We start from the raw sequence: 14,538 nt of genomic DNA on the forward strand, positions 1-14,538 counted from the left end.
TAAGCCAACTTCTTTTTATTGGTTTAAATTTATTATTAATTAATTGATTATATTTGTTTAAATATTTAATTTTAGATTTTAACTGTTCAGACCAGTTGGATTGAAATATGATCAATCTTATTTTTTGAATTAAAAATGTGCAGAAATGAGAAACGCGACTCGAATTCAGATCATTAATCCAAATACCTGTGTCGAAATGACCGCATCGATTGCTGAGGCTGCACGTCGGGTAGCCGCGGCAGATACCGAAATTATAGCCCAATCTCCAAAGAATGGTGTTCCTTCAATTGAAGGGCATTATGATGAGGCAATGTCTGCCATTGGAGTGCTGGAGTTAATTCAACAAGGGAAAGCACAACAGGTCGATGGGCATATTATCGCCTGCTTTGGTGATCCAGCCTTGCATGCGGCTAGAGAATTGGCTCAGGCGCCTGTGATTGGTATTGCCGAAGCAGCATTTCATATGGCCAGTTTGGTGGCAACAAAATTTTCGATTGTGACTACCTTAGCCCGAACCAAAATTATTGCTGAACATTTATTGCAGCAATATGGGTTTGAACGAAAATGCGCACAGATTCGATGCATAGATCTCCCCGTATTGGCATTGGAACATGATAAGCAAGCGGCATATGAAAAATTATTGGCAAGCTGTCAGCAAGCTAAAATGCATGATGGGATTGGTGCAATTGTATTGGGTTGTGGCGGCATGGCCGAGATGGCAGATCAGGTCAGTCTAGAGCTTGGTATTCCGATTATTGATGGGGTTCGGGCTGCGGTAAAACTGATTGAAAGCTTGCATGGTTTAGGCATTCAAACCAGCAAGTGGGGAGATTATGATTATCCATTAATGAAAGGATAATTCAGTGCAACTGTATGTGAAAACATGGATGATAAACGTCTGTTTAAGTTCTGATTTGCTTTGATACCCATACAAAAATGCCAGCATTTCGCTGGCATTTTTAGTTTCAAGAAGAACAGATTTAAGGAATCTGATCTTCTTCAAATTCAGGTTTAACTTGAACAATAAAGTCCTGACGATTCAGACCACGCCATAAAGCGTATGCTGTACCGATATAGATCGATGAGTAGGTACCAACAAAGATACCGACAAACATTGCCATAGAGAACCAGTGTAAGCCATCACCGCCTAAGAACATCATGGCAAGGACCACGAGTAATAAGGTCATCGAGGTGTGAATGGTACGACGTAAGGTTTCTGTCAGCGCAATATCTACGATTTCACGAGGGCTTGCACCACGAATTTTGCGGAAGTTTTCACGGATACGGTCCGATACAACGATGTTATCGTTGAGCGAGAAACCAATCACCGCAAGTACAGCCGCTAATACGGTTAAGTCGAATGGCCATTGGAACAGCGCAAAGGCACCAAAAATGATGATGATGTCATGGAATAATGACATTACAGCGCCGACTGCCATTTTAAACTCAAAGCGAACGGTGACATAGATCAACATTAAGATCAATGCCAGCGCAACCGCACCCGCAGAACGTACATACAGCTCATTACCCACTGCACCACCGACAGAGTCCACTTTGTGAACTTCTACGGTGTTATTCGGCAATTGAACTGCTTTAGTGATGCTATTGCTCAGGTCTTCAACATTCAGGTCTTCTTGTACTGGCATACGTACGATGAGGTCAGTACTACTGCCTAAAGTTTGTACCACAGCATCTTTAAAGCCTGCACGATCCAGTGCTTGAACCACTTGCGCAGGTTGAACCCCTTGCTTGTAGTTTAATTCAGCCGAGATACCACCAGTAAAGTCCAAACCAAGATTTAGACCTTTCGTTACGATGAAGAAGATACTGGCAATGGTAATCAGGATCGAGAAGATAGCCGCAGGTTTGGCAATCTTCATGAATGGGATGATTTTTAGATCATCTGGGCGACCGTATTGCTTTGAGTCTTGTTGAGTCAGATCAGTCATGTGAATCTCCTTAAATACTCAACTTGTTCAAATTACGGCGTTTGCCATAAATGAGCTGTACGATTGCACGCGTTACTGTAATTGCAGTAAACATCGAACAAATAATACCAATCATCAAGGTGACTGCGAAGCCTTTGATCGGACCTGTACCAATCGCGAATAAAATAAACGCAACAATGAACGTGGTTAAGTTCGAGTCAAGAATGGTGTTATAGGCGCGATCATAACCGGCAACAATCGCCTGTTTTGGCGAGGCGCCCCAGAGCATTTCCTCTCGTATTCGTTCACAGATCAGGACGTTGGCATCGACCGCCATACCAATGGTAATCACGATACCTGCAATACCCGGCAGGGTGAGGGAAGCCCCAATCCAAGACATTACTGTTAAGATTATGGCAAGGTTGAAGACCAAGGCAAAGTTCGCGATTAAACCGAATAGACGGAAGAACACGATCATCCAAATCGCAACCAGTAAGAAACCGATTTGGGTCGATAACACACCTTTATCAATGTTTTCTTGACCAAGACTTGGACCCACGACACGTTCTTCAACGAAGTACATCGGCGCAGCCAAAGCACCTGCACGAAGCATCAAGGCAAGCTCAGCCGCTTCTTGTGGTGAATCTAGACCAGTAATACGGAATTGTGAACCCAATACCGCTTGGATCGTCGCAGCGTTGATCACCACAGATTCGGTATATGGGGTACGAACTTCAGTTTGAACCCCTGTATTTGGATCAGCAACATAAGAGATTTTTTGTTTATTTTCGATAAACAAGACCGCCATACGTTTGCCGACAGCACCACGAGTGGCATCTGCCATCAACTTACCGCCAGAAGAGTCTAGGGTGATGTTTACTTCAGCACCACCAGAGTCTTGGCTAAAGCCAGAACTTGCATTTTGAACACGTTCACCGGTCAAAATACGGTTACGCTGTAACAGCAATTGACGACCACTGTCTAAAGACTGATAAGCAAAGACTTCAGTCCCCGGAGGAAGCGGCTGACCATTATATTTACCCGTATATGGGTCAATATATTGATCATTACTGTCTGCAACCAAACGGAACTCTAAGTTCGCCGTACGACCCAAGACACGTTTTGCTTCTGCGGTATCTTGTACACCCGGTAATTCAACCACAATACGGTTGCTACCTTGGGTTTGTACCAGTGCTTCAGCCACACCGAGTTCGTTAATACGGTTACGTAGCGTGGTTAAGTTTTGATTCACTGCATAAGATTGAATTTCCTGACGACGAGTGTCGGTATAATTCAGTCTTAAGGTTGCACCAGATGAGGTTGCAACTGCTTGCTGAGTAAATTCATTACCATTACGACGTAAAAAATCGGCCGCTGCATCACGGTCTGCATTGCTGGCAAACTGGACGGTAATGGTATTGTTATTTAAAGCAAGGTTGTTAAATTTGATTTTGTTATCACGGAATTGACGACGCAAATCAGTCGCTGATGTTTCCATACGCTGACTAATTGCTTTATCCATGTCGACTTCGAGCAAGAAGTGTACACCGCCACGTAAGTCCAAACCGAGTTTCATCGGTTTCGCCCCAATTTTTTGCAACCACTCAGGTGTGGTTGGTGCAAGGTTGAGGGCAACTACATAGTCATCACCTAAATCACGGCGTAACACTTCTTTGGCTTTTAACTGCGCTTCAGAAGAGCTTAAACGTAATAATGCCGCGTTATTGGTAAAGCTATTGTCATGACTGCTAATGTCGGCAGTTTTTAAAATCTGCTCAGCTTTTTGCACGATCGTCTGATCAATTTTTGTGCCTGCTTTTGCCCCAGAAATTTGGACAGCAGGTTCATCTGGATACAGACTTGGAAGTGCATATAACGTACTGATCACAAGTACCACAAGGATCAGTAAATATTTCCATGCAGGGTAACGCATTCGCTTTCTTCTTAAATGAAAAAGTCGTGCTGAGGCACGACTATTTTATGATTAAAGGTTATTTAATGTGCCTTCAGGTAATACTGAAATGACACTCGCACGTTGGATTTTTACCTCAACACCGCGAGTGAGTTCAACTACTGCAAAGTCACCTTCAAGCTTGGTAATTCTCCCCATTAAACCACCAGCAAACACGATTTCGCTGCCTACACCCAAGCTTTCGATTAAAGAACGATGTTCTTTAGCACGTTTTGCCTGAGGTCTCCAGATCAAGAAATAGAAGATTGCGATGAATACCGCGATCATCAATAAGTTTGCCATGAGGCTTGGACCTTGTGTCGCAGCAGGAGCCGCGTGAGCAGTAGAGATGAAAAAACTCATTTCGATTTCCTAAAATTAAAAGGCAAAAAATTAACAATAAATTCCAATTCGTTTTGCAATGTACCTTGTCTTGCGATCAGGCGCAAATCTTGATGCAAATCGTTCCGCTTAGTCTTCTGGACATGCTGGAACTTCTAATCCACGACGGGCATAAAAGTCCTGAACGTATTCATCAAATGTGCCATTATCCAATGCATCACGCATATCTTGCGTCAGGCGTTGGTAGTAACGCAAGTTGTGGATGGTGCCAAGCATTGATGCCAGCATCTCACCACACTTCTCTAAATGATATAAATAGGCACGAGTAAAGTTTTTACAAGTGTAGCAATCACAATGTGGGTCTAAAGGCCCTTTATCATGGCGATATTTACTATTACGGATTCTGACTAGGCCATCGGTAACAAAATAATGACCATTACGGGCATTACGGGTTGGCATCACACAGTCAAACATATCGACACCACGACGAACCGCTTCCACGATATCCTCTGGTTTACCGACACCCATTAAGTAACGCGGTTTGTCTTGCGGCATTTTGTTAGGTAAATAATCAAGCACCTTGATCATTTCTTCTTTCGGTTCGCCGACCGAAAGACCGCCAATCGCATAACCATCAAAACCAACTTCTAACAAGCCTTTGAGTGACTCGTCACGCAGGTCTTCGTACATACCACCTTGAATAATGCCGAATAAGGCATTTTTATTGTTAAGTTCATCATGGTGGTGAGTTTTACAACGTTTCGCCCAGCGTAAAGAAAGCTGCAATGATTTTTGCGCTTCTTCATGCGTGGCAGGGTAAGGGGTACATTCATCAAAAATCATCACGATATCTGAGTTCAATACATGTTGGATTTCCATTGAAATTTCTGGAGACAAGAACACCTTGGAACCATCAATCGGAGAGCGGAAGGTGACACCTTCTTCTTTGATTTTACGCATTGCGCCCAAGCTAAACACTTGGAAACCGCCTGAGTCAGTCAAAATTGGTTTATCCCATTGGATAAACTCATGCAGACCGCCATGCTCTTTAATCACTTCCAAACCTGGACGTAAGTAAAGGTGGAAGGTATTTCCTAAGATAATTTGTGCCTGAATTTCTTCAATGTCACGCGGGAGCATGCCTTTAACCGTACCATAAGTACCCACTGGCATAAACACAGGGGTTTCAACCACACCATGTTCTAAAGTAAGTCGACCACGACGGGCGCGCCCCGACTGGCCTAATTTTTCAAATTTCATGTAATAACCTGAGCAAGATCGAAGTGCTACTTTGATTGCAGCGCAAGGAGGCGAAAAAACAGTTCGCTGATCGAAAGCGGCTATTTTCCCCGATTATGGCGTGTAGTTCTACTACTAAATGTAGCTAGAAATGAAATTGATAAAATTTTAATTTTCTTTCCGATAATTAAAAAAAGGCATAACCTCAATATATTTCCAAGAAAAGATATCTTTTGTATAGGTAGACCTTACTTTTCACGGATGAAAAGTAACAAAAATCCTTTGTAGGGCTGACGGTATGTCCATATACCGCAGCCGCTACCAGCGGCATCCATGCCGCTTCACGATAGCGAATACCTTATGAAGATAAGAGGAGGGCCTTGTTCGATATTTAAAAATTCGGCTTATAGTCAAAATTTTCAGTCGCCAGATTATCCTTAAACGGGCGAATGGCTTTCTTGGATAAAGTCAGCGTATTGATCAGATTATTCGGGAACACTTCGATTTGGTTATTAAATAATTCCACGTTGCGGTTAAAGATGGTGATTGCCGCACCGACATTTTCGTTTTGTTCCTGAATATCATCCATCATCTTGCTATACAGCGCATCGGCTTTCAGCTCAGGATAATTTTCGACCACCACATTCAGGCTACGAATCAGTTCCTTACTCATTTTCTCAATCTGTTGTAACTGTGAAATATCCGTGTCATTCATATTCAGGTTGAGAATCTGTTGACGTAACTCAGTGACTTTTTCCAAGGTGGATTTTTCGAACTGAGTATATTGATCTAGTGTTGCTTCCAAGGCTTCTAGTGTCTTTACTTTTTGACGTTCGAAGTTGGCCACTTCTGACCATGCCCGTTTGGTGGCATTAAAATAACGCACGATATTATTACGGATAGAAATGCCCCACACGATCAGTGCGACAAAAATTCCCAAGAAGATCAGTAAACCTGTCATCGCCATTCCCCTTATTGTTATTGCTCAATCATTAGCGAATTAAATTCAGCATCAATTGTTGAAACTTATGATATTGCGGCATGGTCATGGTTCTTAAATGTCCACGTAATGCTGGAATATCCTGAATGTCACTGCGTTTACTGGCTGTTTGGAAAAGATTTTGTTCGCCGACGTAACACATGATTTGTTCCTCATGATGATAAATTAAATCACCTGTAAAATGTTGAAAAAAATCATGTAACTTTAAGGTCAGACTAGGGCTCACCTCTTTTGCGAGTCGGTGTTGATCTAAGCCAAAAATATTCAATTCTTGGTTAATCAAAATATCGCTGCTTTGCCATGAGCTGGTATAAGGTTCAAAAAAACGAGAACGTTGATTGCTGACGGCAATTCCTAAGGCTGGCATTTGAAAAATAAACGCGCCCCACAAATCTTTATGGATTTCTTTAACGATTTTCTTATCGCTGCTTTGATCCTGAAGGATCGGCATTTCACTAACATAGTGATATTGAAACAGTAGAACCTGATGTTCTGTATTGCCATCATGCCATGTGGTCGACGCGTATTGGGTAATCTCGTTGGCTTCATTGCCGCGATTAAATAGGGGGAAATGTTGTTTTAACTTACTGATCACCAAAAGTGGCTGTGCTTGAATCGGTAAATAAGCAGGCAATTGCTGGAACTGCAAACCATAGCGTAATACGGTCATACGTTCTTCTAGATAATTGATGACGCGCGTTAATGGCTCTTGTGGTTCATAAAGCAGATAGGCCAGAAAACCGGTTAAAAATGCCCCGAGTAGACTCCAGATATATTGAATATGCGGATGTAAGAAATAACCAAACACCAAGGTGCCAACACTGATCAGTGCTAATAAATAGGGTAGGACATTAAAAAAACGCAGGCTGTGATCGTCACGCCATGGGTGCAAGGCATCTAATAGAGCCTGATCACTATGCGCTTTCTGTCCAACATCCCACAATCGTGCAATATTGCGAAAAACCTGCGCATTTTTTTTACGTCTGATATGCAGCGCTTGTTGTACAGTGTCGATCGGCATGGAAATAATCGTTTCATTATAATGGGGTGGTCTTGTTTGAATTATGCTTTAAATTTCAGAAACTAAGAAGTCTATAATCTGCATCTAGTTGAGTTTTATTATTTTGGATGAATGACTTTTACCAAAGCATTTTTATAGTAACAATCGACTAAACCGTAATTTAGTCGATTGATCAGTATTAAGCGTCGAGCTTATCCACCAACATTGCATCGCCATAACTAAAGAAGCGATAACGTTGCTCAACTGCATGGGTATAAGCAGCTAAGATATTGTCTCGATTGGATAGCGCTGAAACCAACATCAATAAGGTTGATTCTGGTAAATGGAAGTTAGTAATCAAACGATCCACGATACAGAATTGATAACCCGGATAGAGAAAGATTTGCGTATCACCAGTCCAAGCTGCAATTTTGCCTTGATTGGCTTGTGCTGCACTTTCTAAGGCACGGGTCGCCGTGGTTCCGACTGCAATGACTTTATTACCACGTGCTTTAGTTGCCAAAATCAGGTCAATGGTCGCTTGAGGTACGTCACACCACTCACTGTGCATAATATGATTGGTAATGTCCGTGGTACGCACAGGCATAAACGTGCCTGCTCCGACATGCAGCGTGACAAAGGTTTTTTGCACACCTTTTGCTTCTAGTTTTTCTAATAAGCCTTGGTCGAAATGCAAACTGGCAGTCGGCGCTGCCACACTGGCAATTTTTTCAGGGTCGTGGAATACGGTTTGATAACGTTCGGTATCAATCTCTTCGGCTTCACGATTGAAATAAGGTGGAATCGGCAGTTGACCGTATTGATCCAGTACCGACAAAATTGGTTGTGAAAACTTCACCACAAACAGATTTTCATGGCGACCTTGTACGGTGACAGGTACTGCATCTTCACCGATATACAGTTCTGCGCCTGCTTTAGGTGAGTTGCTTGATTTGATATGGCAATGAGCCGTGTGGGTATCCAACATGCGTTCAACCAGAACTTCGATTGCTCCGCCTGTCGCACGTTTGCCTTTTAAGCGTGCTTTCATGACTTTGGTGTCATTCAGTACCAGCAAATCACCGTCTTCGAGCAGGTCAATAATATCGGTAAAGGCGTGGTCGTGATATTGACCTTGCGCATCGATATGCAGCAGGCGAGATGCGCTACGGCTGTCTAACGGATAGCGAGCAATAAGTTCATCGGGGAGATCAAACGAAAAGTCGGAGAGTTGCATACATCTAAAACATTGCAAAAATTGGGCGTAGTATAGTCTTTTTTGCGTTTTCTCGCTGAGTTCGCGTGTTTATTGAGAGAAAAATATCTGAGTGATTTAAAAGTGAGCAATAAGCGTGAGTTAGTGTTTGACAATAAAATCAAACAGGTTATTATACGCAACACAAAGCATCGCACTCTTCCCGAGGTGGTGAAATTGGTAGACGCGGCGGACTCAAAATCCGCTGTCAGAGATGACGTGTCGGTTCGAGTCCGACCCTCGGGACCAAGATTCAAAGACCCCAAGCTGGTATTAAAGGCTTGGGGTTTTTTAATGCTTATTATTTGTATATTTATTATTGGATTTACGCTTCAAAATTTAGATAAAATTTGCTGAAATATTGCAGGTGAAAAAGAATTCTGTGGTGCGTTATGAAAAGCATAGTGCACCGCTGGATATGAACCAGTTAGATCGTCTTGAAGAGCGTGGCTTTAATATTCCATTTATTCTGTGGGGGACAACAGAAGTGAAGGGAAGTGAGCTGTCAGAACAAGAACAGAAGCTGGTGCAGCTATACAGACAGACGCGTGAAGAAATGCGTGGGGGCTTAGTTTCACTTGTTGAGACTTATGCGAATCAGTTTAAATAATTGAAAATAAATGTAATTGAGTAATAAAAATGGGACTAACTAATACCCAAAAAGTTGTTTTAGCTATTGTTGTATTTATTATCTTATTGATAGGGTGGGGACTGTTTCCATTATTTTTCAAATGGTTAATGATCGGAATAGGTTCAACAAAAGATAATCTAGAAGATTTTGGTTCCATGGGAGATATCTATGGAAGTTTGAATACACTTTTTACATCTGCAACATTACTCATTGTTATTTATTCTACCTATTTGCAGAGACAAGCAAATAAAGATACAAGAGAAGCGATGTCAGAACAGCTTAAACAGGCTAGAGACGCTACTGCTGAACAAGTTGCACAGGCGAAAGAGTCAACTAATTTACAGCTTTTACAAGCAAAAAAATCAATGGAAGAACAATTAAGCTTAGCTAAAAAAACTCATGATGCCCAAATTAATGAAACAAAACTAGCTTTTTTTACTTCTCAATTTTATGCCTTATTAAATTTAAGGAATGAAAAGCTTAAATTATTATATATAAAAAACAATGATAAAGAATTTACGGGAATTGATGTCTTTAGACTCTTTCATTTGGAGTTTGTAAAATTATTAAGAAATGAATGGAAAGGTGACAAATTAGAAGACTTAAATCCGCCTATGATTAGAGCAAAATTTCATTTAATTTCTAAAGAATTAAATTCGGGAGATAATTTTTATCCATTGTTAGATTATTTTCAAATTTATGTGAGCTTATTTACTTTGATTAAGAGTTCAAATTTGAAAAAGGAAGATCGAAAATTTTTTCTTAAAGTTATTAGCAATTCAATGAACCTTTCGGAACAAGTAGTTTTATTTTTTATCGCACCATTTCGAACAACTTTACTTTCTAGTTTAGAAAATACAAAAATATTTAATAGTTTTCATCATAAAAGTTTTGAAAAATTTGGTTTAAAGTTTCATAAAAATTCTCACTTTAGTTTAATTAAATGGAGAGAAATATTTGCTAATGAAAATAAATAATTTAAGAAACCCAGCATAAGCTGGGTTTTTTATTACTTAGTCTGAACGGCTCTGGATATGTTGCACACTTGATGATGGATCGTGTTGATGATCGCCGAAAATTCCTTTTCTGTTAGGTGGTCATCCACTTTCATTTTTGTCATTGCGTATAAAAAGCTTTCTAAGTTTTCCAATGGAAATTCAATCTGTTCCAATATTTCTTCAGCCGACATTTTCTTATGGCTGTCTATGTCTAACGTTGAGTGCATTGCTCCCCCTGTCTATTGATCATGGGCGTATTGTCTTCAATTTAGAGTGAGAAATATAGAGTCTGACGACAGTCGATGACGCTCTATATTTCCGATAAACCCTATAATTTCCAAAACTTTAGATGTAATAAATTTTAATTTATGTACTGAATAAACTTAGCTTTTACCTATTAAGTTTATAAAGTTGGCATAAATAGATAAGTAAAATTTAGATTAATGACCTAAAAACAATAGGGTAATGGTCAAGCCCACAATGAGTGAAACAAGGCCACCTTCAATAAGGCTTTTGAAGCGTTTGCGGAGTTTGAGTTGTCGGGATTTTCGACGGAATGCCACCATGTCATAAACAGGGGTATGTTCTTTGAGATTATTTTGAGTATGAGAATGCTTAGAAGCGAATGGTTTCATTTGCTAATTCCTAGTTCAAGTTTATTAAAACCTGAATCCAATACTTTCCTACGGTAATGGAGACAGACTGAACAGGGGTAGGAAATACCGCGAACTAAGAAGCGGCCAGCCAAAGGCTGCCCTGTCCAGCCTGCCATAGAACAGCAAAGCTGAATTTTACGCAAAAAAATAGCCCATGACGGACTTTTGCGTCTTAGTTCAATGATATTTTCAGGTTCCTACGCCTGCCACAGATTTTGCTGTGGTGAGAGTAAAGTTTACTCTGTACTTAAAAGAGTAGCTTAGATACTATAATGGCGTCAAGATTTTATAATAATTTTTGGGGTGGGGAATGGAAGAAATAATTTCTAGAGATGATGTAAAAGACAATATTACTTTAGAAAATGATGAGCTTTCAAAAAAGAATCCACATTATAAGAATTTAATTTTGGCGCAGAACTTATTGAATTTTTTCAATAAGCGTAGAGTTGCGTTGCAAGTTGATAGCCATGATTTTGATTCTGATTTTGAAGAGTCTTCATTATGTCTAGACGTCATAGTTTCTACTTTAGCTGAAAATAAAAAAGTTTTAGATAAAATTAGTAGTAGCTGGCTTAATACTGAGTTAAATAATTCAGGGCGAAAAATTGAAGAATTGCCTAATGTTTCAGATTCTAATTTTAAATTGAAAATAAAAGATTTAGAAAATAGCTTAGCAATAATTGTAGAATATATAGTTGCAATGGAAGATTTTGATAGAGCTATAGCGATTTCTAATGAATGGTATCCTAATTTTAGTAGATTCAAAGCGAATCTTTCAGAATCTAATGTTTTGCTAGATGATTTAAGAAATAAGACTATTAAAGACTTGTATGATGAAGATTATTATAGGTTTAATAAAATATCTAATATATATGAGTATTTGTTTTATTCTTTGATTGTTGTTATGTTTTTGTACTTTTTGGGCTTTAATGTTTATATTTCAGATATAGATTTTGGAGTTTTTTCTATTGGTTTTTCTGATAAAAAACATGTTGCTGATATATCATTTTATATTCAAAAGATATCAGTGTTGATATTGTCGACAACACTGGCTGCTTTTTTGTTAAAACGCTCTTTTATGAATCGACGTTTAGCTGATGAATCATATAGAACTGCAAAAGAATTATCTGGTTTTCCTCGATATATTGAGTCTTTGCCGGAAGAAATGCGGAATAAAATTAGATTCGATTTGGCATATAAATATTTTGGAAATAGTATTCATAATGATAGTTATACTGGTGGTGAAAACTTGATGCATGAAAATATCAAGGCTAATACAGAGTTTTTGAAATCTGTAAAAGACTTATCAAGTAGCAAAGAAGATAAAAAACTGAATCTGATCAGTAACTTAAATATTAAAATGGATTCCACGAAAAGGTAGGAACGAACTTATATTGAACTTCTTGTTCGCCATTCAATTCTTTTAGAAGAAACTCCTAAAGGCTATACGGTTTATGTTCGATATTTTTTTGGGGGGTATAAGGGAAATGATAAGAGTGATGCTGATCAATCAGACAATAAAATTTATAGGTAAAAAATAATGGCTGTGAATGTTGATGTTAATAGTCTTATAGCAAAATTGATTGAAGATGGAACAAGCATATTTTTTATATGGACTGTTCTCATTCTTATTCTCGTATTTATAGGGTTGTACTTTACGGGAAAGTCTGGGTTTATTTCGAGTATTAAAGACTATTCAGAGCATCATAAAAATAAATTTGATAGAGAATTAGCAGAGAAAACCGCTTTTCTTAACGATTCAACACTTAGTGAATATAAGGATGGGATTCAACACCATATTAATGTATTAAAGCTAAGCAGGTTTCTCAACTTTAAGAACAGTAACTTGGATGCTCTATCTTATATTTTGACATGTAAAGAAAAAGAGAGAGCGATCCGGCTATATAAGAGAGGAAGTTCATTTTTAACAAGGGAAAATGATAGCTTTAGAATAAAAGCTGGCTACTCGGACTCAAAGATTAAATGGATGGAGCGTGCTGCTTTTTTCATATATTTCACTTTGAACATTGGTCTCATGAGTCCCTTCTTTATTGCAGAAATTTTTAAAGTAAATGAAATATTGGGTTATACAATTCCTAAAGTGACTTTCATAGAAAGAACCTTGTTGTATTTCCTTCCTGCTTTTATTTTATCAATATTAATTGTCCAGTCTTTACTTGCTCCAAAGTTTGCTAAGAAATTTTTGGAGCTAGAAAAGATAAAACCAAATGAACAATTAGACTTAGATTTGTGAGGTTAGAAGGGTTTATGCGCGCTAATTACGAACCTATTCGATGAAGTCAGATACTACAACTAAAATTAATTGAATCTATTTTTAGATATAGCGTGGTCAAGTATCTAAGATACTCTTGTATCTAAAAGCCTAAATGAGTTATTATTTTTTATAAGATGATAATTATTCTTCACAACATCTTGTATTTATTAATTAAAATAATTTTGAATTTTGATTACAGGAGGTAATCAATCATGACAGTACAATTCAGAAATTTATGTTTTGAAGGTGGTGGAGTTAAAGGAATTGCATATGTTGGAGCGATGCAAATCTTGGAACAACGGGGACTGTTGAAAGAAATAAGAAGAGTAGGCGGAACAAGTGCTGGTGCGATCAATGCATTATTATTTGCACTGGGATATACCAATCAAGAACAGAAAGAGATTTTATCATCGACTGACTTTGAAAAGTTCATGGATAATTCATTCCTGATAACTAGTGATATCAAGAGATTAATGAGTGAATATGGATGGAATAAAGGTGATTATTTCTTAACATGGATCGGAGACCTAGTCGGAAAAAAACTTGGCAATCGTAAGGCCACCTTTAAAGACTTAAAAAATGCGGGCAGACCCGAACTTCATGTAATCGGAACAAATCTTTCAACAGGTTATCTTGAAGTATTTTCAGTTGAAAGACATGAAGATATGGCATTAGTGGATGCTCTGCGTATAAGTATGTCAATTCCTTTATTTTTCACAGCCGTTAATTATGGTTCCCCAGAGAATGTATATGTTGATGGGGGGGGTGTTACTCAACTATCCAGTTAAATTATTTGATCGAGAAAAATATATTGATATGGCCTCAGAAAGTGAGGCGGCTAGAAGTGTTGATTATTATAATCGCGAAAATGCCAGCTTTCTTCTCGATCAACCAGACAGAAGCCCATATACATACAATAAACAGACCTTAGGAATAAGATTAGACACTCAGAAGGAGATTGGGTTATTCAGATACGGTGAAAAGGGTGAAGCTAACAAAATCAGTAGTTTTTTTGATTATGCTGGAGCTCTCATATCAGCAGTAATGAATGCCCAAGAAAATCAGCATCTACACAGTGATGATTGGCAGAGAACTATATATATCAATACATTAGATGTAAAAACAACGGACTTTAAACTTAAAAAAGAGAAGAAGCTTGCTTTAATCAATGAAGGAATTAAGGGAACAGAAGCATATTTTAAATGGTTTGAAAATCCTGAAGAAAATCCTATTAATAGACTATAAACATATAAAAAAACAGTT

General features: G+C 38.7%; 16 protein-coding genes and 1 tRNA gene. 8 read left to right on the forward strand and 9 right to left on the reverse strand.

Annotation, left to right across the window (positions count from 1 at the left end):
* Nucleotides 1-145 precede the first annotated feature (145 nt).
* Nucleotides 146-859: an aspartate/glutamate racemase family protein gene (locus tag F885_RS02385; RefSeq protein ID WP_005322362.1), complete on the forward strand. Its 714-nt coding sequence runs from the start codon at nt 146-148 to the stop codon at nt 857-859.
* A gap of 121 nt (nt 860-980) precedes the next feature.
* On the opposite strand, the gene secF is transcribed toward F885_RS02385, so the two are convergent.
* The 7 genes from secF to queA form a co-directional block, all read right to left on the reverse strand.
* Entirely contained in the window at nt 981-1,949 is a 969-nt protein-coding gene (secF, locus tag F885_RS02380) for a protein translocase subunit SecF (protein ID WP_005322364.1), read from the reverse strand.
* A gap of 10 nt (nt 1,950-1,959) precedes the next feature.
* Nucleotides 1,960-3,861, reverse strand: a complete 1,902-nt coding sequence (secD, locus tag F885_RS02375; RefSeq protein WP_005322367.1) for a protein translocase subunit SecD — start codon at nt 3,859-3,861, stop codon at nt 1,960-1,962.
* 51 nt (nt 3,862-3,912) lie between these two features.
* Complete coding sequence (gene yajC / locus F885_RS02370; protein WP_004802702.1) at nt 3,913-4,242, reverse strand: preprotein translocase subunit YajC; 330 nt, start codon at nt 4,240-4,242, stop codon at nt 3,913-3,915.
* 108 nt (nt 4,243-4,350) lie between these two features.
* Nucleotides 4,351-5,481, reverse strand: a complete 1,131-nt coding sequence (gene tgt, locus F885_RS02365) for a tRNA guanosine(34) transglycosylase Tgt (protein ID WP_005322369.1) — start codon at nt 5,479-5,481, stop codon at nt 4,351-4,353.
* A 370-nt stretch (nt 5,482-5,851) separates the two neighbouring features.
* The gene (locus F885_RS02360; protein WP_005322371.1) at nt 5,852-6,421 is read right to left on the reverse strand and encodes a LemA family protein; all 570 of its coding nucleotides are present in this window, start codon (nt 6,419-6,421) and stop codon (nt 5,852-5,854) included.
* Between the two features lie 31 nt (nt 6,422-6,452).
* Complete coding sequence (locus F885_RS02355; protein WP_005206302.1) at nt 6,453-7,481, reverse strand: hypothetical protein; 1,029 nt, start codon at nt 7,479-7,481, stop codon at nt 6,453-6,455.
* Between the two features lie 178 nt (nt 7,482-7,659).
* Nucleotides 7,660-8,697 (reverse strand): tRNA preQ1(34) S-adenosylmethionine ribosyltransferase-isomerase QueA, encoded by a 1,038-nt coding sequence (gene queA / locus F885_RS02350; protein WP_005322373.1) that lies wholly within the window; start codon nt 8,695-8,697, stop codon nt 7,660-7,662.
* A 180-nt stretch (nt 8,698-8,877) separates the two neighbouring features.
* On the opposite strand from queA, the gene F885_RS02345 reads away from it, so the two are divergent.
* The 3 genes from F885_RS02345 to F885_RS02335 all read left to right on the forward strand — a co-directional run bounded on the left by F885_RS02345 (nt 8,878) and on the right by F885_RS02335 (nt 10,323).
* Nucleotides 8,878-8,964 (forward strand) — tRNA-Leu (locus F885_RS02345).
* 118 nt (nt 8,965-9,082) lie between these two features.
* Complete coding sequence (locus F885_RS02340) at nt 9,083-9,325, forward strand: hypothetical protein (RefSeq protein WP_005206238.1); 243 nt, start codon at nt 9,083-9,085, stop codon at nt 9,323-9,325.
* Between the two features lie 29 nt (nt 9,326-9,354).
* Nucleotides 9,355-10,323 (forward strand): hypothetical protein, encoded by a 969-nt coding sequence (locus F885_RS02335; protein WP_005206236.1) that lies wholly within the window; start codon nt 9,355-9,357, stop codon nt 10,321-10,323.
* Nucleotides 10,324-10,355: 32 nt separating this feature from the next.
* Here the strand turns inward: F885_RS02335 and F885_RS21310 are convergent, their stop codons facing one another.
* Both F885_RS21310 and F885_RS02325 read right to left on the reverse strand, forming a co-directional pair.
* On the reverse strand, nt 10,356-10,571 hold the full coding sequence (locus F885_RS21310) for a hypothetical protein (RefSeq protein WP_005206234.1): 216 nt from the start codon (nt 10,569-10,571) through the stop codon (nt 10,356-10,358).
* A 213-nt stretch (nt 10,572-10,784) separates the two neighbouring features.
* Nucleotides 10,785-10,979 (reverse strand): hypothetical protein, encoded by a 195-nt coding sequence (locus F885_RS02325; protein WP_005206232.1) that lies wholly within the window; start codon nt 10,977-10,979, stop codon nt 10,785-10,787.
* Nucleotides 10,980-11,310: 331 nt separating this feature from the next.
* Here F885_RS02325 and F885_RS02320 point away from each other — a divergent pair, with 331 nt between their 5' ends.
* The 4 genes from F885_RS02320 (at nt 11,311) to F885_RS21320 (ending at nt 14,520) form a co-directional block, all read left to right on the forward strand.
* Complete coding sequence (locus F885_RS02320) at nt 11,311-12,381, forward strand: hypothetical protein (RefSeq protein ID WP_005322375.1); 1,071 nt, start codon at nt 11,311-11,313, stop codon at nt 12,379-12,381.
* Between the two features lie 159 nt (nt 12,382-12,540).
* On the forward strand, nt 12,541-13,254 hold the full coding sequence (locus tag F885_RS02315; RefSeq protein WP_005206227.1) for a hypothetical protein: 714 nt from the start codon (nt 12,541-12,543) through the stop codon (nt 13,252-13,254).
* 233 nt (nt 13,255-13,487) lie between these two features.
* Nucleotides 13,488-14,063, forward strand: a complete 576-nt coding sequence (locus F885_RS21315) for a patatin-like phospholipase family protein (protein WP_005322381.1) — start codon at nt 13,488-13,490, stop codon at nt 14,061-14,063.
* The gene (locus tag F885_RS21320; RefSeq protein ID WP_225761728.1) at nt 14,020-14,520 is read left to right on the forward strand and encodes a hypothetical protein; all 501 of its coding nucleotides are present in this window, start codon (nt 14,020-14,022) and stop codon (nt 14,518-14,520) included. The genes F885_RS21315 and F885_RS21320 overlap by 44 nt, the downstream gene beginning before the upstream one ends.
* Nucleotides 14,521-14,538 lie beyond the last annotated feature (18 nt).

Origin of the sequence: Acinetobacter higginsii (assembly GCF_000369845.1) — a bacterium.
Lineage (GTDB): Bacteria > Pseudomonadota > Gammaproteobacteria > Pseudomonadales > Moraxellaceae > Acinetobacter > Acinetobacter higginsii.